General features: G+C 66.9%; 14 protein-coding genes. 5 read left to right on the top strand and 9 right to left on the bottom strand.

Annotated features, from left to right (window positions below):
* Positions 1-18 precede the first annotated feature (18 nt).
* Positions 19-1,272: a zinc-dependent metalloprotease gene (locus O0K41_RS07310; protein ID WP_123958243.1), complete on the top strand. Its 1,254-nt coding sequence runs from the start codon at positions 19-21 to the stop codon at positions 1,270-1,272.
* 87 nt (positions 1,273-1,359) lie between these two features.
* Here O0K41_RS07310 and lpxH read toward each other — a convergent pair whose 3' ends face one another.
* From lpxH to O0K41_RS07290, 4 genes are all read right to left on the bottom strand, one after another.
* Positions 1,360-2,106 carry a UDP-2,3-diacylglucosamine diphosphatase gene (gene lpxH, locus O0K41_RS07305; RefSeq protein ID WP_005408250.1) on the bottom strand — a complete coding sequence of 249 codons (747 nt, stop codon included), beginning with the start codon at positions 2,104-2,106 and terminating at the stop codon, positions 1,360-1,362.
* Between the two features lie 94 nt (positions 2,107-2,200).
* A complete protein-coding gene (locus tag O0K41_RS07300) occupies positions 2,201-2,740 on the bottom strand; it encodes a phosphatase PAP2 family protein (RefSeq protein ID WP_005408251.1) in 540 nt (179 codons plus the stop codon).
* Positions 2,721-3,866 (bottom strand): glycosyltransferase family 1 protein, encoded by a 1,146-nt coding sequence (locus O0K41_RS07295; RefSeq protein WP_164221387.1) that lies wholly within the window; start codon positions 3,864-3,866, stop codon positions 2,721-2,723. Before O0K41_RS07295 ends, O0K41_RS07300 begins: the two co-directional genes overlap by 20 nt.
* Positions 3,867-4,008: 142 nt before the next feature.
* The gene (locus O0K41_RS07290; RefSeq protein ID WP_099605473.1) at positions 4,009-6,933 is read right to left on the bottom strand and encodes a TonB-dependent receptor; all 2,925 of its coding nucleotides are present in this window, start codon (positions 6,931-6,933) and stop codon (positions 4,009-4,011) included.
* 143 nt (positions 6,934-7,076) lie between these two features.
* Here O0K41_RS07290 and O0K41_RS07285 point away from each other — a divergent pair, with 143 nt between their 5' ends.
* Complete coding sequence (locus tag O0K41_RS07285; protein WP_164221385.1) at positions 7,077-7,250, top strand: hypothetical protein; 174 nt, start codon at positions 7,077-7,079, stop codon at positions 7,248-7,250.
* Positions 7,251-7,327: 77 nt separating this feature from the next.
* Here O0K41_RS07285 and ppx read toward each other — a convergent pair whose 3' ends face one another.
* The 5 genes from ppx to O0K41_RS07260 all read right to left on the bottom strand — a co-directional run bounded on the left by ppx (position 7,328) and on the right by O0K41_RS07260 (position 15,168).
* The gene (gene ppx / locus O0K41_RS07280) at positions 7,328-8,854 is read right to left on the bottom strand and encodes an exopolyphosphatase (protein ID WP_005408255.1); all 1,527 of its coding nucleotides are present in this window, start codon (positions 8,852-8,854) and stop codon (positions 7,328-7,330) included.
* A 277-nt stretch (positions 8,855-9,131) separates the two neighbouring features.
* Positions 9,132-11,219 (bottom strand): polyphosphate kinase 1, encoded by a 2,088-nt coding sequence (ppk1, locus tag O0K41_RS07275; RefSeq protein ID WP_005408256.1) that lies wholly within the window; start codon positions 11,217-11,219, stop codon positions 9,132-9,134.
* Positions 11,220-11,223: 4 nt separating this feature from the next.
* Complete coding sequence (gene phoR, locus O0K41_RS07270; RefSeq protein WP_005412369.1) at positions 11,224-12,555, bottom strand: phosphate regulon sensor histidine kinase PhoR; 1,332 nt, start codon at positions 12,553-12,555, stop codon at positions 11,224-11,226.
* Between the two features lie 106 nt (positions 12,556-12,661).
* Positions 12,662-13,351 (bottom strand): phosphate regulon transcriptional regulator PhoB, encoded by a 690-nt coding sequence (gene phoB / locus O0K41_RS07265; protein WP_005408258.1) that lies wholly within the window; start codon positions 13,349-13,351, stop codon positions 12,662-12,664.
* Between the two features lie 116 nt (positions 13,352-13,467).
* Entirely contained in the window at positions 13,468-15,168 is a 1,701-nt protein-coding gene (locus O0K41_RS07260) for a M48 family metalloprotease (RefSeq protein ID WP_171968790.1), read from the bottom strand.
* Between the two features lie 88 nt (positions 15,169-15,256).
* Here O0K41_RS07260 and grxC point away from each other — a divergent pair, with 88 nt between their 5' ends.
* The 3 genes from grxC (at position 15,257) to O0K41_RS07245 (ending at position 17,261) form a co-directional block, all read left to right on the top strand.
* Positions 15,257-15,547: a glutaredoxin 3 gene (gene grxC, locus O0K41_RS07255; protein ID WP_004154541.1), complete on the top strand. Its 291-nt coding sequence runs from the start codon at positions 15,257-15,259 to the stop codon at positions 15,545-15,547.
* A complete protein-coding gene (locus O0K41_RS07250) occupies positions 15,544-15,936 on the top strand; it encodes a carboxymuconolactone decarboxylase family protein (protein ID WP_005412372.1) in 393 nt (130 codons plus the stop codon). Before grxC ends, O0K41_RS07250 begins: the two co-directional genes overlap by 4 nt.
* Before the next feature lie 320 nt (positions 15,937-16,256).
* A complete protein-coding gene (locus O0K41_RS07245) occupies positions 16,257-17,261 on the top strand; it encodes an isocitrate dehydrogenase (RefSeq protein WP_005408261.1) in 1,005 nt (334 codons plus the stop codon).
* The last annotated feature ends 3 nt before the right edge of the window (positions 17,262-17,264 follow it).

The following is a 17,264-nucleotide window of genomic DNA, read 5'->3' as shown; positions in this document are numbered from 1 at the left end:
CATTCAAGGAGCGACGCAATGTTGTCCAGATCGATTGGCAAAGCGGCAGGTGGCCTGGTGTTGGGTTTGTCGGTGGTGGCAGCCGCGCATGCGGCACCGTTGTTCGAACCGGTGACGGTCATCAGCCGGGCATCGGCCAACAGCGAGCCTGCACTCGGCAAGCTGCTGGCCACCCCGTCCACGGCGACGGTGCAGGAAGTGCGTGTCGACGCGGCGGCTACGGCGCAGCCGCAGCTGGAATTCGAGCTGCTCGGCAAACGGGTGCAGGCGGTGCGCAGCAAGGTCGAGGCGCTGCCCGATGGTGGCAGCATCTGGTACGGCCAGTTCCGTTCGCCGTCCGACCGGTTGACCGCCGCCACCTCCAGCGGCCAGGACGATCCGGGCAATTCGTTGATCCTGGTACGTTCGGGCGACACCATCACCGGTTCGATCCGCAAGGACGGCAAGCTTTATCGCCTGCGTCCACTGGGTAACCGCCACGTGCTGGTCGAGGTCGACGAATCGAGGATGCCAGCCGATCATCCGGCTGACTACAACCAGCTGCCGAAGATCCCGATGGCCGACAACGACCACATCGGCATCGCGCAGGCCTCGTCGGGAACGCCGGCGACCATCCGCGTGCTGGTGGTGGCGACCAATGCGGCGGTCACTGCCTATGGCGGCAACATGCAGTCGCTGGTGCAGCTGGCGGTGGCCGAGTCCAACCAGGGTTACGTCAACAGCAACGTTGGAATCACCATGCAGCTGGCCGGTTACGAGACCACCAGTTACACCGAGTCCGGCAGCTTCGATACCGATCTGGCGCGCTTCCGCGGCACCAGTGACGGCTACATGGACAGCATCCACACCAGCCGCAACAACACGGCGGCCGACGTGGGCGTGCTGCTGATCAACAACACCGCGTACTGCGGCCTGGCCTCGGGCATCGGCTCGACGGCATCGACCGCTTTCGCGGCGGTGTACTGGGATTGCGCGACCGGCTACTACTCCTTCGCACACGAGATCGGCCACCTGCAGAGCGCGCGGCATGATATCGCGACCGACTCGAGCACCTCGCCGTACGCCTATGGCCATGGCTATCGCTATGAACCGTCCACCGGCACCGGCTGGCGCACGATCATGGCCTACAACTGCACCCGCAGCTGCCCGCGCCTGAACTATTGGTCGAACCCGAACATCAGCTACAACGGCATCCCGATGGGCAATGCCAGTACCGCCGACAACCAGCGCGTGCTGGTCAATACCAAGGCCACCATCGCGGCCTTCCGCTGAGGCCAAGCGCCGACCAGGGGTGGCGTCTACCCGGGCACGTGCATCTGCCCGGGTAGATGCCAACCTTGGTTGGCACCTTCGGACCCATCATTCGCGCGCGAGCGTATCCAGCGACCAGCCGCCGGCATCCACGCGCAGCACCGATCCCTGCTCGTACCAGTCACCCAGCACGATGCGGGTGCAGGCACGGCCACCGGCCTGCAGCGAATGGATCGCCGGGCGGTGGGTGTGGCCATGGATCATCGTGTCCACGCCATGGCGCGCGAACGTGGCATCGACTTCGGACGGCGCCACGTCGGTGACGGTCTCGAACTGCGCGCGATCACCCTGCTTCATTTCCGACTGGCGGGCCTGGCTGGCTTCGCGCGCCTTCTGCGCGAACGCGATACGCGCTGCCAGCGGCTGTGACAGGAACTGTGCCTGGAACACCGGGTCACGCGTCTGTGCACGGAACTGCTGGTAGGGAATGTCATCGGTGCACAGCAGGTCACCGTGCTGCAGCAGCACCGGGCGACCGTAGAGGTCGATCATGCACGGGTCGGGCAGGATGCGCAGGCCGGCACGGCGCGCGTAGTCCTCGCCAAGCAGGAAGTCACGGTTGCCGCGGATGAAGTACACCGGCACGCCGCTGTCGGACAGCACCTTCAGTGCATCGGCCACCGCGTCGGCGGCGGGCGAGGGAGTGTCGTCACCGATCCAGGCTTCGAACAGGTCGCCGAGGATGTACAGCGCATCGGCGCCGGGCGCCTGCTCGCGCAGGAAGCGCAGGAACAGGTCGGTGATCTCCGGACGGCTGGGGTCCAGGTGCAGGTCGGAAATGAACAACGTGGTCATGCGGGCATTCTAGGGCATCAACGATGACGGTAGCGCCGCCGGCATCGTGGGGATCAGATCCCTCCCCGAAGGAAAACGGATCTGACCCCGGGGGCTACACCGGCAACGGTAACCAGGCCAGGCTGGCCGAGGCCAGCCCGATGGCGATGCCGGTGGCGGCCAGCACATCGGACGGGTAGTGCAGGCCGAGTACCACCCGCGACAGCGCCACGCCCGCGGTGAACGGCACCAGCAGTGGCGCCAGCCACGGGTAATAGGCCAGCGCCACGATGGTGAACGACACCGCGTGCAGGGTATGCCCGGAGGGGAAGCTGAACTCGTCCAGCGGTGCCACCCAGGCACGGATGCGCAGGTCGGCGGCATACGGGCGCGGGCGCCGGGTCCAGCGCTTGAGGCCCTTGTACAGCAACAGCGCGGCCAGGCCGGTGGCGGCCATGTGCACCGATGCGCGCAGGCCGTCGAAGCCATCAAGCAGCACCAGGGCGCCCATCAGCACATACCAGAACACGCCATCACCGAGCCGGCTGATGACCGCGAACAGGCGGCGCACACGGCGGCGGCGGCAGTAGTGGTTGGCCCGCCGGCACAGGCGCGCTTCGCGGTCGGCCAGCAGTTCAAGCCGCGTTGTGCGCATGGCCGGTCCTCCGCGACTGGGCCAGTTCGGCCAGCAGGGCGTCGAATTCCGCCACCACCTGCTGCGGATGCAGGCGCTTCATGGCGCGTGCGGCGTTGCTGCCCAGCACGTGGCGCTGCGCGTCATCCGCGGCCAGTTGCACGGCCGCGTCGATGAACTGCTCGTCGTTGTCCACTGCAGCGCCATTCTCGCCATTGCGCAGGTACTCGCGCGCCGCGCCATAGTCGAAGGCCACCGTTGCCACACCGCTGGCCATGCTTTCAAGGGTCACGTTGCCGAAGGTCTCGCTGCGGCTGGGGAACAGGAACAGATCGCCGCTGGCGAAATGACGTGCAAGCGCATCGCCACGCTGGACGCCGCAGAAGATGAAGTCGGGATTTTCATGCGCCAGCTTTTCGCGGGCCGGGCCATCGCCCACCCACACGAAGCGGGCCTTCGGACGGATCTGCTGCAACCGACGGAAGGCCTTCACCGCCAGGCCGAGGTTCTTTTCCGCGGCGATGCGGCCGACGTAGATCGCCACCAGGCCGTTGCCGTCCACGCCCCACTCTTCGCGCAGGGCAGGGTCACGGCGGTTCGGATCGAACTGCTGGCTGTCGACCGCGCGCGCCAGCAGGCGCACGCGTTCGAAGCCCTGTTCGCCGAGGAACTGCTGCAGTTCGCGGGTAGGTACCAGGGTTGCATCGGCCTGGTTGTGGAAGCGGCGCATCCAGCGCATCGCGGCGGCCTGCAGCCAGGCCACGCCGTAGTCGGGCAGGTACTCGTCGAAGCGGGTGTGGAAGCCACTGGCCACCGGGATGCCGAAGCGCCGTGCGGTGCGCACCGCCGACCAGCCCAGTGGGCCTTCGGTGGCGACATAGACGGCATCCGGGCGTTGCTGCTGCCAATGGCGACCGAGCCGGATCGGTGCCGGCATGCCGAAGCGCAGGCCGGGGTAGCGCGGCAGGGCGGCGCCGGGAACCAACAGGGTGCCCGGTGCGGAGTCCAGCGCTTCGTTGGCCTGGCGGGGCCGGATCAGGTCGATCTCATGGCCGGAATTGCGCAGTCCCTGCTCCAGCCCCTGCACGGTGAGGGCAACGCCGTTCACTTCCGGCGGATAGGTCTCGGTGACGATGGCATAGCGCATGGCGGGCCTCCGGGTTTCCGGCATGCTCGGGCCTGGCGATGTAGCCGATGTGACCGCTTTGCGACCGGCAGATGACGCGGCCGAAAGCGTACGCCATCACGGCCCCGAAGGGCCGTGGTGGGCACCGTGCGTGGTGCGTGGATCAGAAGCGCTGCTGGTATTTCATGTAGATGAAACGGCCGATGTCGAAGCCACCGTAGTAGGAGAAGTTGGCACTCGGCTGGCTGTACATGGCCGGGCCCTGGCGGCCAAAGACGTTGTTGGCGCCGATCGAAACGGTGGCGTCCCACGGCAGGCTGTAGCGCGCCTGCACGTCATGGAAGGTGACCGATCCACGACGGTTGTAGTCGCGCGTACCGCTGAACCACGGCGCGCGCTGGTCGGGGTGGGAACACTCGTTCGGATAATCCTCCGCACCCAGGCAGCGTTCCTTGACGGCGGAGAAGTAACGCAGGCCCCAGGTCAGGCCGAGATTGCCATGCTCCCAGCCCAGCGACGCGTTGGAGCGCACGCGGAAGCCGATGCCGCCGTTGGTGGCAATGCCATTGCTGGGGATGGCCGGTACGCCGGCTTCGTTGGTGGTCTTCTCTTCGGCGTTGACCACATAGGTGGACTTCCAGTCAGCGCTCAACCTGCCCCAGCGGGTTTCGACCTTGTGGCCGATCTCCAGGTCGTAGCCTTCTGCCTGGCGGAAGCCGCTGTTGCGGTTGCCGAAGTTGAGTTTGTTGACGATGCCCAGCTCCGGGTCGCGGGTGAAGCTGCTGCAGCGCTCGGCAATACCCAGCTCGTAGCAGTCGCGGAGGATGTCGTTGGGATGGTCGGAAACGATGGTGTTGTCGATGCGGATCTTCCACCAGTCCAGTGCGATGTGAAGCCCCTCGGCGAACGTCGGGCTCCAGACCAGGCCCAGAGTGCGGCTGGTCGAAGTTTCCGGCTGCAGGTCGGGATTGGAGCCGTTGGTGAAGGGCAGGGGCGTCTGCCCACTGCTGCCGGTGATGGGTTCATTGCCCTGGCCGAGCTGGCGGTAGGTGTCGGCGTTGGCGATGTCGGCAGCACAGCGCGCGCGGACCTCGGCACTGCTCGCGGCTGCGCCATGGACCGTATCGCAGGGATCGCGGAAGCCGGTGGTGAACGTCTCCGAGCCGCCGCCGTACAGGTTGGCGATGGTCGGCGCACGGAAGCCCTGTGCCCAGGTGCCGCGGACCAGCAGCTGATCGATCGGCTTCCAGGTGAAGCCGAACTTGCTGTTGAGGGTTCCGCCGAAGGTGGAGTAGTCCGAGTACCGCGTCGCCGCGCTGAGGGTCAGTTCGCGGGCGCCGGCGAGCTCGCGCAGCACCGGCACGCTAAGTTCCAGGTAGGCTTCGTCGACGCGGTAGCCACCACCGGTGGGGCCTGCCGCCAGGTTGGTGGTAGCACCGGTCTGCGCAAGTGCATCGGGGATGAAGCGGCCGTCCTCGCGGCGGCTCTCGGCCCCCACGGCGAAGCCCAGCTCACCGGCGGGCAGGCTGGCAAGGCTGCCGCTGAGGTTGGCGAACAGGTTGCGGGTGGTGGTGCGGCCGCGGGTGAGTTCTTCCGGGAATAGCCAGTCCTGGAGCTCCGTGTTGCCGGTCAGGCCATAGGGATCGTCCTGGCCATACGGAACCAGCGGGTTCCAGGGTTTGCAGCCTGCGATCGGCGCATCCGGCGTTCCGCATTCGACCTTGCCGGTTGCCGGGTTGTAGAACGAAGGACCGGTGGCATCGGCCACGCGCTGCTTGTGCAGGTTGCCGGTGGCACGTTGGGTCAGCTCACTGCGGTTGTACTGGTAACCCGCTTCCCAGTCGAAGTCGCGACCGCCGAATTCGAAGTTGCCCTCGAGTGCCGCGACGGCCTGCCAGGTGGTCAGATCGCTGGTGCTGACGCGAGGAATCTCCCAGGTACGACGGTTCCAGTGCACATCGCTGGGCGTGTCGTAGCCGTGATGGCTGCCGAACGGATTGAACCAGCTGTCGGCCGACATCGGGGTGATGCCGGCTGGGCCGGACTGGAAGGGATAGCCGGCAATCTGGCGAGTGGTGATGCGCCGGTTGTAGGCCAGCTGGGTGTTGAAACGGACCTGGTCGTTCAGCTCCACGCGCGCATCGACGAAGATCGAATCGCGCTTGATCGGCGTCTGCAGATGCATCTGCTCGTTGCTGTTGCTGACATCGCCGGTGAACGGTGTGTTGTCGCTGAGGTGGAAGCTGTCCGGCCCGCCCGGCTGGCTGCCACGGTCGAGCGAATAGCTGCAGCCCCGGCTGTTGCTGCAGCCGGGGCCCTTGAAGCCGGTGATGCGACCCCACTGGCCGACCGTGGTCCAGCCGTCATCCGCGTGGCCGTCGGTATAGGTATAGGCACTGAAGCCGCGGTCCCTGGCCCAGACGCCCTTTTCTTCGACATGCTCGGCAGCAACGCTGATGGAAGCACGGTCATTGGACCAGCCGGCAACCACGTCGTACTGGGTACGGGCACCGTCGCCTTCACTGTATTGGCCGTGGTAGACGTTGGCGGTTACACCCTGAACGTTGCGCCGGGTGATGATGTTCACCACGCCGGCCATCGCGTCGGACCCGTAGATGGCCGAGGCACCGTCCTTGAGCACTTCCATGCGTTCCACCGCAGCGGCAGGAATGCTGGAGATGTCCTGAAAACCCGAAGTGGTCATGCCCAGCCGCTTGCCGTTGACCAGCACCAGGGTGCGCTGCGCACCGAGGCCACGCATGTTCACGTAGCTGCCGCCGGCGGCTTCGCCGGCGCTCAACGGGCTGGCGCGGCTCAATGCCGGGCTGCCGGTCGCGGTCAGGTTCTGCAGGATGTCGGCAACGGAGTTGAAGCCCTGTCGCTCGATGTCGGCGCGGCTGACGGTCAGCACCGGCTGTGCGGTTTCCAGGTCGACCTGGCGGATGCGTGAGCCGGTGATTTCGATGCGGTCCAGCGTGGTGGCTTCCGGTGCCTGCTGCGCGAGCGCTGGAACGGCCAGGGTTGTGGTCGCCGTGATTGCAAGCGCACGACGGATCGCCAGCCCCAGTGCGGGAATACGGATGGTCATGGGTGTCTCTCTCTCAGTCTTCGAAGTCTTCGGTGCGCAGCCAAGCGGGCCGCGCCAACGCCACCGCAGGCGGTGGTTGTTCGAACCTAGTGAAGGAGGAGAGGGAGAGGTATGGGGAAAGGACGAAATCGCCATGGAGCGGCATGACGCTTCCGCACAAACCGGAAGTGAATCAATCGATTGATCTGATCGACGGCGGAGCGATGGACGATGCACCCTCGTCCCGACTCTGGACTGAAAGCGTCATGGCAATTGCAGGCAGCGACAACCTGCGCGGAAACAGAAAAGACCACGGCTCCGAAGGGCCGTGGTCGTAGAGCTTCAACAGCTTGTCGAACACGCGCGGAACAGGCCTATGGCGACGCGTCATGACGTGCCGCCCTGGCCGTAGGGATCAGGCCACGAACGGCCGGAACTGGATGCCCAGCCCGGCGATGCCGTCGGTCTCGCCGATCAGGTCGGCGCGGAGCAGCGGGCGCGCATCGATGAAGGCCTGCGGCACGATCAGCGACAGGCGGTTGTCGTCCGCGGTCAATTCCAATGCCGGCAGCGGATCGTCCTCGTGGGCGCGGTTGAGCAGTACCGCCAGGCGCAGCAGGGCGGCCAACCGGCGTGCAGTCAGCAGCAGGCGCTCGGGCAGGGCGTCGAACGCGGTCTTGGTCACGCTGCGGCGATGGCTGCGTACCAGTGCGGCCAGCATCTGCTGCTCCTGCCGCGAGAAGCCGGCGATGTCCGAGTGTTCCAGCACGTAGCTGCCATGCACGTGGTAGCCGCTGTGGGCAATCATCAGGCCCAGCTCGTGCAGGCGCGCGGCCCAGCCGAGCATGCGTGCGTCGTCGGCATCGAGTTTCCAGCGTTCCTGCACCTGCTCCAGCAGCGACAGCGCGGTGTCCTGCACGCGGTCGGCCTGTACCGTGTCGATGCCGTAGCGCTGGCTGAGCGCGGCCACCGATTCGTCGCGCAGGTCGTTCTCACCGGCACGGCCGACGATGTCGTACAGGATGCCTTCGCGCATCGCCGCCTTGCTGACCAGCAGCTTCTGCAGGCCCAGGGCCTGGAAGGCGGCCTCCAGCACCAGGATGCCGCCGGCGATGATCGGGCGGCGGTCGCTGGACAGGCCCGGCAACTGGATGTCGTCGATCTTCTTGGCCTTCAGCAGCTCGTCGCGCAGCTGGGGCAGGGCCTCGGCGGTGATCGCGCCCTTGCTCAGCTTCATCGTCGCGCAGATCTCGCTGATTGCCTTGTGCGTGCCCGAAGATCCGAGCGCTTCCTGCCAGCCCAGTGCGCGGTACTTGCTGGCAAAGGGCTGGAACTCGCGGCCGATCTCGGCCAGCGCGTCCTTCCAGCGCTTCTTGCTCAGCTTGCCGCCGGGGAAGAAGCGGCGGGTGCTGGCGATGCAGCCGGCCTGCAGGCTTTCACGCTCCAGGGTCTGCATGCCCATGCCGATGATGAATTCGGTGGAGCCGCCGCCGATGTCGATGACCAGCCGGCGCTGGCCAGGCTTGGGCGGTTGCGCGTGGGCCACGCCGAGGTAGATCAGGCGCGCTTCTTCGCGGCCACTGACCACTTCAATGGCATGCCCCAGCGCGGTTTCGGCCGGGACCAGGAACGACTGCGGCGAGCGCAGCTGGCGTACGGTGTTGGTGGCCAGCGCGCGTACCCGGTGCGGCGGCACATTGCGGATGCGCTGGCCGAAACGGGCCAGGCATTCCAGCGCGCGCTGCCGTGCGGCGGAAGAGAGCCCACCTTTGCCATCCAGGCCATCGGCCATGCGCACGGTCTCGCGCAGGCGGTCGATCACCCGCAGCTGGCCGAGCGTGTAGCGCGCGATGACCATGTGGAAACTGTTGGAGCCAAGGTCGATGGCGGCCAGCAGGTCGCCATCCTGCAATGCGGGCGGAGTCGTAGTGGTATGCGGCATGGGCGAATGTTAGCCGAAGGGGCGGTGTGCTCGTCACCGCGCGGCCTTCACATTTTGGAAGAGGGGAGTGCGGCAGGGCTGCGCCCTGCACCCGCAGAGGCAACGTCACCGTCAACGTCAAAAGCGGGGTATCCGTGGGATGGCGGACCCACCCCGCCTTTGACAGATTTCTGCGATCTGATGGTGGGTGCCGACCGTTGGTCGGCACTGATCCTATCCCGCCCAAAATCGGTGCCTACTGCTCTTGGTAGGTGTCGACCTTGGTCGACACACCGGGTCAGAGGCCCTGCATCAATGCCATCTGCGCAGAATGCGGGGCTTCGTCGTGCGCCGGGGCACGCTTGTGGTAGATGCCGTCGGCATCCAGTTCCCAGGCGTTGAGGTTGTCGTCCAGATAGTTCTGCAGCACCTCGCGGTAGACCCGCTTGGCCAGCTCCGGGTCGAGGATCGGGAAGCAGGTCTCGACCCGGCGCAGCAGGTTGCGCTCCAGCCAGTCGGCGCTGGCGCAGTACATCTCCGGTGCGCCGTCGTTGCCGAACCAGTAGACGCGGCTGTGCTCCAGGAAGCGGCCGACGATCGAGCGCACGCGGATGTTGTCCGAGATGCCCGGCACACCCGGGCGCAGGGTGCAGGCGCCGCGGATGATCAGGTCGATCTGCACGCCGGCCTGCGAGGCGGCGTACAGCGCGCGCACCACCTGCGGTTCGTTCAACGCGTTCATCTTGGCGATGATCCGCGCGGGGCGGCCGGCGGCGGCGATGCGCGTTTCACGCTCGATGCGGCCGAGGATGCCGGTGTGCAGGGTGAAGGGCGACTGCAGCAGGCGCTTGAGCTTCATCTTCGAGGCCAGCCCGGACAGCTGCTGGAACAGCAGGTGCACGTCGTTGCCGATGTCCGCATCGGCGGTGATCAGGCTGATGTCGGTGTACGCGCGGGCGGTGCCGCTGTGGTAGTTGCCGGTGCCCAGATGTACATAGCGGCGCAGCTTGCGGCCCTCGCGGCGCACGATCAGCAGCATCTTGGCGTGGGTCTTGTAGCCGACCACGCCGTACACCACCTGCACGCCCGCTTCCTGCAGGCGATCGGCCAGGCCCAGGTTTGCCTCTTCGTCGAAGCGTGCGCGCAGTTCAACGACCACGGTCACGTCCTTGCCGTTGCGCGCAGCCTGGATCAGCGCATCGACAATCAGCGAATCCTTGCCGGTGCGGTACAGGGTCTGCTTGATTGCCAGCACGTTGGGGTCGATCGCCGCCTGCCGGATCAGGTCCAGCACCGCGGTGAAAGCATCGAACGGGTGGTGCAGCAGCAGGTCCTGGCGCGCCGCGGTCTCGAAGATGCCGTCGCTGTCGCGCAGCGTGCGCGGGGTCATTGGCGGGTACTTCAGGTCCGGCTGTGCGATCAGGTCGTACAACTGGATGATGCGGTTGAGGTTGACCGGGCCGTCGATGCGGTACACCGCGTTCTCGGTCAGGCCGAAGTTCTGCAGCAGGGTACGCACGATCTCGCGCGGCATGTCCTGCGCGATTTCCAGCCGCACCGCCGGCCGGTAGCCGCGATCGACCAGTTCGTCGCGCAGTGCCAGCGCCAGGTTCTCCACCTCCTCCTCGTCCACCACCAGCTCGGAATTGCGGGTGACGCGGAACTGGTAGGCTCCCTGGACTTCCATGCCCGGGAACAGCTCATCGACGAAGGTGGACAGCACCGAGGACAGGAACACGAAATTCTGCGACCCGCCGAGCTTCTCCGGCAGCTGGATGATGCGCGGCAGCGAGCGTGGCGCACGCACGATGGCCAGATGGCCGGCGCGGCCGAACGCGTCGGTACCCTTCAGCACCACCACGATGTTCAGCGACTTGTTGAGGATCTTCGGGAACGGGTGCACCGGGTCCAGGCCCAGCGGCGACAGCACCGGCATGATCTCGTTGCGGAAATAGGCGCGCAGCCAGCGCCTCTGCCGATCGGTCCAGGAGTGGCGGCCGAGCACGCCGATGCCGGCCTCCATCAGCGCCGGGCGCAGCGTCTCGTTCCAGCAGCGGTACTGCTGGTCGACCAGTTGTGCCGCGCGGTCGTGGATGGCGTTGAGGATCGCCTGCGGACTCATCCCGTCCGGTGCCGGTGGCAGGCCGAATTCCTGCGCGTGGCGGACGGCGGCGGCGCGGATCTCGAAGAACTCGTCCAGGTTGGTGCAGGAGATGCACATGAAGCGCAGGCGCTCCAGCAGCGGCACCTGCGGATCCATCGCCTGCGCCAGCACGCGGAAGTTGAAATCCAGCTGCGACAGTTCGCGGTTGATGTAGAGCGCCGGGTCGCGCAACGGATCGTTGTCCGGGCTCACGGGGAGGGGGAGGGATCCGAGGCTGCTCATGGCGTCATTCTTCGATGGAAGTCAGGGGGGCGGACTCGCGCGGGCGCACGTGGTCGGCATCGAAATGGCAGGAAAACACCGAGCCCTTGCCGACCTCGCTTTCAATCTCCAGCCGCGCGTGGTGCAGGCCGAGGATGTGCTTGACGATGGACAGGCCCAGGCCGGTACCGCCGCTTTCGCGGGAGCGGCTGCTGGAGACACGGTAGAAACGTTCGGTCAGGCGTGGCAGGTGGGAAGCCGGGATGCCGTAACCGGAATCGCGCACCGCCAGCACCGCGCCATCGCCTTCGCGGCGGAACTCCACGGCGATGCGGCCACCGGCCGGCGTATAGCGCACCGCATTGGTGACCAGGTTGGAGAAGGCGCTGTGCAGCTCCTTGGTGGAACCCTGCAGGTCGACGCCGGCCAGATCGTCGATGCTGATCTGGTGGCGGCCCTGGCTGTGCGCTTCGGCCTCGCGGCGTAGTGTGGCCAGCATCGGCTGCATGGCGACGGTCTCTTCCTCGCTGTGCTCCTGCGATTCCAGCCGCGACAGGGTCAGCAGGTCTTCCACCAGCTGGGCCATGCGCTGGCTCTGCTTGCGCATTTCTTCCAGCATCGGACCGGTGCCCGGGAAATCCTCCGGGTCCATCATGTCCAGGTAACCGTGGACCACGGTGAGCGGCGTGCGCAGTTCGTGTGAAACGTTGGCGACGAAGTCGCGGCGCACCTGTTCCAGGCGCAGCAGCTTGCTGACGTCGCGGGCGATCAGCAGCCAGTAGTCCGAAGAATACGGAATCAGTCGCAGGTTCAGGCGGATCGCAGGATCGACCGGTGAGGGCACGTCCAGGATCGGCTCGGCGTTGCGGCCGCCGGCCAGCCAGTGCGCCAGCGGCATCGGCTGCAGGCGTTCGACCAGCGCCTCGCCGAGGTCGCCCGGATGATGCAGGCCAAGCAGGGCGGTGGCCGCCTCGTTGAACCACTGCACGCGCTGGCTGTTGCGGTCCAGCACCACCACGGCATCGGGCAGCGCGGCGGCAGCGGCGCGGTAGCTGCGCAGCATGTCGAGCAGGCGGCGCTTGCGAACGCGCATTTCCACCTGGTTGCGGTACAGCAGGCGGTCCAGCTCGTTCCAGACGCCGGTGCCTTCCTCGGCGGTGTCCCAGCGCTGGCGCGCGGTCAGCCGGCGCAGCACGCTGCGCAGCCGCCAGTAATGCCAGGCCAGGGTGGCCAGCGCGCCCAGTGCGATGCACAGCCACAGGTGACCCGTGAACCACCCCACCAGTCCGGAGAACAGCAGTACCGCGGCAACGGTGGCCAGGGTCTTCAACCAGGCAGAGCGGATGTGGCGGGGCATTGCGATCTCGTCGTTGAAGTGCGGCGGTTCACTGGGGTGAACCGAGGGTTATAGCAGAGTTGCCGGCACCGGCACCCGCGGGTGCGCGGCGTCGGCACGACGAGACTCAGGTCGCGGTGGAGAAGCGGTAGCCGGCGCCGCGCACGGTCTGCACCATGTTCTCGGCGTTGAACGGTTCCAGCGTCTTGCGCAGGCGGCGGATGTGCACGTCGATGGTGCGCTCCTCCACGTACACGCTGCCGCCCCATACATGGTCCAGCAGCTGGGCGCGGGTGTAGACGCGCTCGGGGTGGGTCATGAAGAAGTGCAGCAGGCGGTACTCGGTCGGGCCGATCGGCACCGGCTGGTCGTTGGCGAACACGCGATGGGCGGCGCCGTCGATGCGGATCGGGCCGACGGCCACGCTGCCGTCCTCGTCGTCTTCGCGGGCGCGGCGCATGACCGCACGGATGCGGGCCAGCAGTTCGCGCGCCGAGAACGGCTTGACCACATAGTCGTCGACGCCGGCTTCAAGGCCACCTACGCGGTCGTTCTCTTCACCGCGGGCGGTCAGCATGATGATCGGCACTTCGCGGGTCAGCGTTTCCTTGCGCCAGCGGCGGGCCAGGTCCAGGCCGCTGGTGCCGGGCAGCATCCAGTCCAGCAGGATCAGGTCGGGGACGCGATCGGCGATGGCGGTCTGGGCCTCACGGGCATCGCCGGCGTGGACCGGCTCGTAATCGCCCTTGCGCAGGGCGAAGGCGACCATTTCACGGATCGCGGGCTCGTCATCGACGATCAGGATGCGTTTCTGCACGAGGACACCGTAGGGCTCGGTTACTGGAGTGGTGCCAGTAGACTACGGTTTGATGACATGTTTGTGACTGCCTAGCCGGAACCGGTCGGGATTGCCATCGACCGGTCACGCAGCACTCAGCGGCGGTCCAGGTCCGGGTCCTGCACGCCCTGGCGGCGCAGCTCCAGCACGGTGGGGGTGATCGCCTCGATGCGCGCATCCACCCGCGCCCGGCCCACGTAGTCCAGCGCCGGGTTGCGCTTGAGGGCCTGCAGCTGCATCAGCGATTGCTCCGGGCGGCCGCTGAGGAAGGCGGCCTCGGCATAGGCCTCGCTCGCGCGCACGCTGTCACCGGCCAGCTCGCTGGCGCGGGCGTATCGCTGCTGGAAGACCGGATCGTTACCACTTTGCGACAGCAGGGGCCGCAGCATGGCCTGCGCGCGCTGGCCCGCCTCGCGGGTGCCCTGTTCGTTCAGGATCTCGGCGTAGGTCAGGGCCACGGGCCGGCTGTTGGGGTGCTCGCGCAGCAGCTGCTCGAAACGGGTGTTGGCCTGCGCGCCCAGCCCGGCACGCGATTCGGCCTCGCCCAGCCCCAGTGCCAGCCACAGGTTGTCCGGGCGGGTCTGCAGCAGGCTGGCCAGGGTCTGCCGGGCCTGCGTGGCACCGCTGCGGCCGCCGCGCATGACCGCCAGCGCCTGGCCATAGCGCTGGGCGTCGTTGAGACCGTCCTTCTGCCGCTTGGCCATGTCCGCGTATTCGCGCTCCAGCTCGGCGGTGGAATCGGCGCTCAGCACGCGCAGGCGCTCGCGTGCCCACTCGAAGTCGCCGCTGGCGCCACGGGCCAGCTGGCCGACCGGAACGCGCAGCACGCTGCTGGGCAGCAAGGGGTTGTTTCCGCGCAGCAGCGGCTCGGCCAGGCCCGGGTCGGCCGGATTCACCCGCTCCTTGCGTTCGCCGCTGGGGGTGCTGGTGGTCAGCAGCACCGTGTCCTTCTTCATCTGCTCGGCGCGGGCCTTGGCCTCGCTGATGCGGGTGATGTTGACCGGATGGGTGCGCAGGAACTCGGGCACGCTGTAGCCGCCCTCGTTGCCGCGCATCGCCGCCGACATGCGCTCGAAGAAGCCGGCCATGGCATCCACGTCGTAGCCGCTGCGCGACAGGGTGCGGATGCCGAGGCGGTCGGCCTCCGATTCGTTGGAGCGGGTGTAGTTGATCTGCCGCTGCTGCATCAGGCCCATGCCGGAGCTGATCGCGGCCATCGTCGCGTTGCCGGAGGAGGTGCTGTTGCTGGCCTGCGCGGCCACCACCGCCGCCAGCATGCCGAGCAGGATCGGTATCTGGTCGCGCTGGGCGCGTTCGACCCCGCGCAGCACGTGCTGCTGGGTGACGTGGGCGATTTCGTGCGACAGCACTGCAGCCACCTCGTCCTCGCGCTCGGCGGTCAGCACCAGGCCGGCATTGACCCCGATATAGCCGCCCAGCGTGGCGAAGGCGTTGATCTGGCGGTCCTTCATCACGAAGAACGTGTAGGGCTGGCGCGGCTGGTCGCTGTTGGAGCCAAGCCGGGTGCCCATGGTCTGCAGCCAGTCGTTGACCAGCGGGTCATCCAGCAGGTAGCCATAGTTGCGCAGCTCGCGCAGCATCATCGCGCCGTACTCGGCCTGGCGCGCCGGGGTCAGCAGCTCGCCGGCCGAGGAGCCGATGTCGGGCAGCTTCTCCTGGGCCTGGGCCAGCGGCATGGCCAGGGCCAGGGTAACGGCGGTAGTCAGCAGCAGGGCTCGCAAGCGGAAGGTCCTCGGGCAGGGCGCGCCAAGCGTGGCAGGGCAGGGGGCAACCATTCGTTAACCCACAGTGTTGCGGCGGTGGCGTGGAATTTCCAGCGCACCGGTACCATATGTAGACCGTCGATCCATCGTGGAGTTTCCCGTGACAGCCCAGACCGCCGGCGGCGCCCCCGCCATCACCATCTATTCCACCGCCGTCTGCCCGTATTGCGTGGCCGCCAAGAACTTCCTGAAGAGCAAGGGCCAGCAGTGGACCGAGGTCCGCATCGACCTGGACCCGGCCGAGCGCGAGAAGATGATGGCACTGACCCGCCGCACCAGCGTGCCGCAGATCTTCGTCGGCGACGTCCACGTGGGCGGCTACGACGACATGATGGCCCTGCACCGTGAAGGCAAGCTCGAGCCGCTGCTGGCCGGGCAGGGCCAGGCATGAGCGCGGCCGACGACGGCAGCAAGGACCGCATCGCCGAATTCACCGACTTCCGCAAGCGCATGAACGAACGCATCCTGGGCGAACCGAACCAGGTGGTGCGGCGCTTCTTCGCACTGGACACGCAGACCTACCAGGCCGGCGCGCTGGACGTGAAGACCAAGGAACTGCTGGGCCTGGTGGCCTCGATGGTGCTGCGCTGCGACGACTGCATCAGCTACCACGTCGCCCAGTGCAAGGACGCCGGCGTGACCCGTGAAGAGTTCTTCGAGACCTTCTCGGTCGGCCTGGTGGTCGGCGGTTCCATCGTGATCCCGCACCTGCGCCGCGCGGTCGACTTCCTCGACCAGCTGGAAGGCGGCGCCAGCGCTCCGGCAGCGCACGAGCACTGAGGGTAGTGCCGGCCGCTGGCCGGCATCGCCTGAACTCGACCTGGCCGAGATTGCCGGCCAGCGGCCGGCACTACCGGGCCCGCGAGGGGGCCTGTCCCGCGATCCAGCAGCCCAGGAGCCCCTTCTTGTTGAAGGGGCGCGCCGACAGGCGGGGGTAGAGGAAGAATGCGCGGGCAATTCTGCCTTTGCCGGGGTCAGGACCATGGTCTACTTGGGTAGCCGCCCCCGGCTAAGGCATAATTGCGGGTGAAACTTCCTTTGCGCCGGCGTTTCCGGGCACGTCCGGACGGCGTTTTTCCCCCTGTTCGGAACATCGATCAATGACGCAGAAAATTACGGTCATCCGCGGCGACGGCATTGGCCCGGAAATCATGGACGCCACCCTGTTCGTGCTCGACCAGCTCAAGACTGGCCTGGAGTACGAAGACGCCGACGCCGGCCTGGTGGCCCTGGAAAAGCACGGCGACCTGATGCCGGCGGTGACCCTGGAATCGATCGCGCGCAACAAGGTCGCGCTGAAGAGCCCGCTGACCACCCCGGTCGGTGGTGGCTTCACCTCGATCAACGTCAGCCTGCGCCGCCATTTCGACCTGTACGCCAACGTGCGTCCGGCCCACACCTTCCCGAACACCAAGTCGCGTTTCGACAACGTCGACCTGATCACCGTTCGTGAGAACACCGAAGGTGCGTACCTGGCCGAAGGCCAGGAAGTGTCGGCCGACGGCGAAACCGCCTTCTCCGGCACCCGCATCACCCGCAAGGGCTCCGAGCGCATCGTGCGCTACGCCTTCGAGCTGGCCAAGAGCACCGGCCGCAAGAAGGTCACCGCTGTGCACAAGGCCAACATCATCAAGTCGACCTCGGGCCTGTTCCTGAACGTCGCCCGTGAAGTGGCCGCGCAGTACCCGGAGATCGAGTTCCAGGAAATGATCGTCGACAACTGCTGCATGCAGCTGGTGATGCGTCCGGAACAGTTCGACGTGATCGTTACGACCAACCTGTTCGGCGACATCATCTCCGACCTGTGCGCCGGCCTCGTCGGCGGCCTGGGCCTGGCCCCGGGTGCCAACATCGGCAAGGACGCGGCGATCTTCGAAGCCGTGCACGGCACCGCGCCGGACATCGCCGGCCAGGGCAAGGCCAATCCGTGTGCGCTGCTGCTGGCAGCCGCGCAGATGCTGGACCATATCGGCCAGCCGGAAAACGCCGAGCGCCTGCGCAAGGCCATCGTGGCCACCATGGAAGCCAAGGATTCGCTGACCGGCGACCTGGGCGGTACCGGCACCACCATGAGCTTTGCCCAGGCCATCGCCAGCCGCCTGTAAGCG

The sequence above is a fragment of the Stenotrophomonas sp. Sm2128 genome, assembly GCF_030985535.1.
In the GTDB taxonomy this organism is placed as follows: Bacteria; Pseudomonadota; Gammaproteobacteria; order Xanthomonadales; family Xanthomonadaceae; genus Stenotrophomonas; species Stenotrophomonas maltophilia.
Note: the sequence above shows the minus strand (reverse complement) of the source record. Positions and strands in the feature narration are given on the sequence as shown.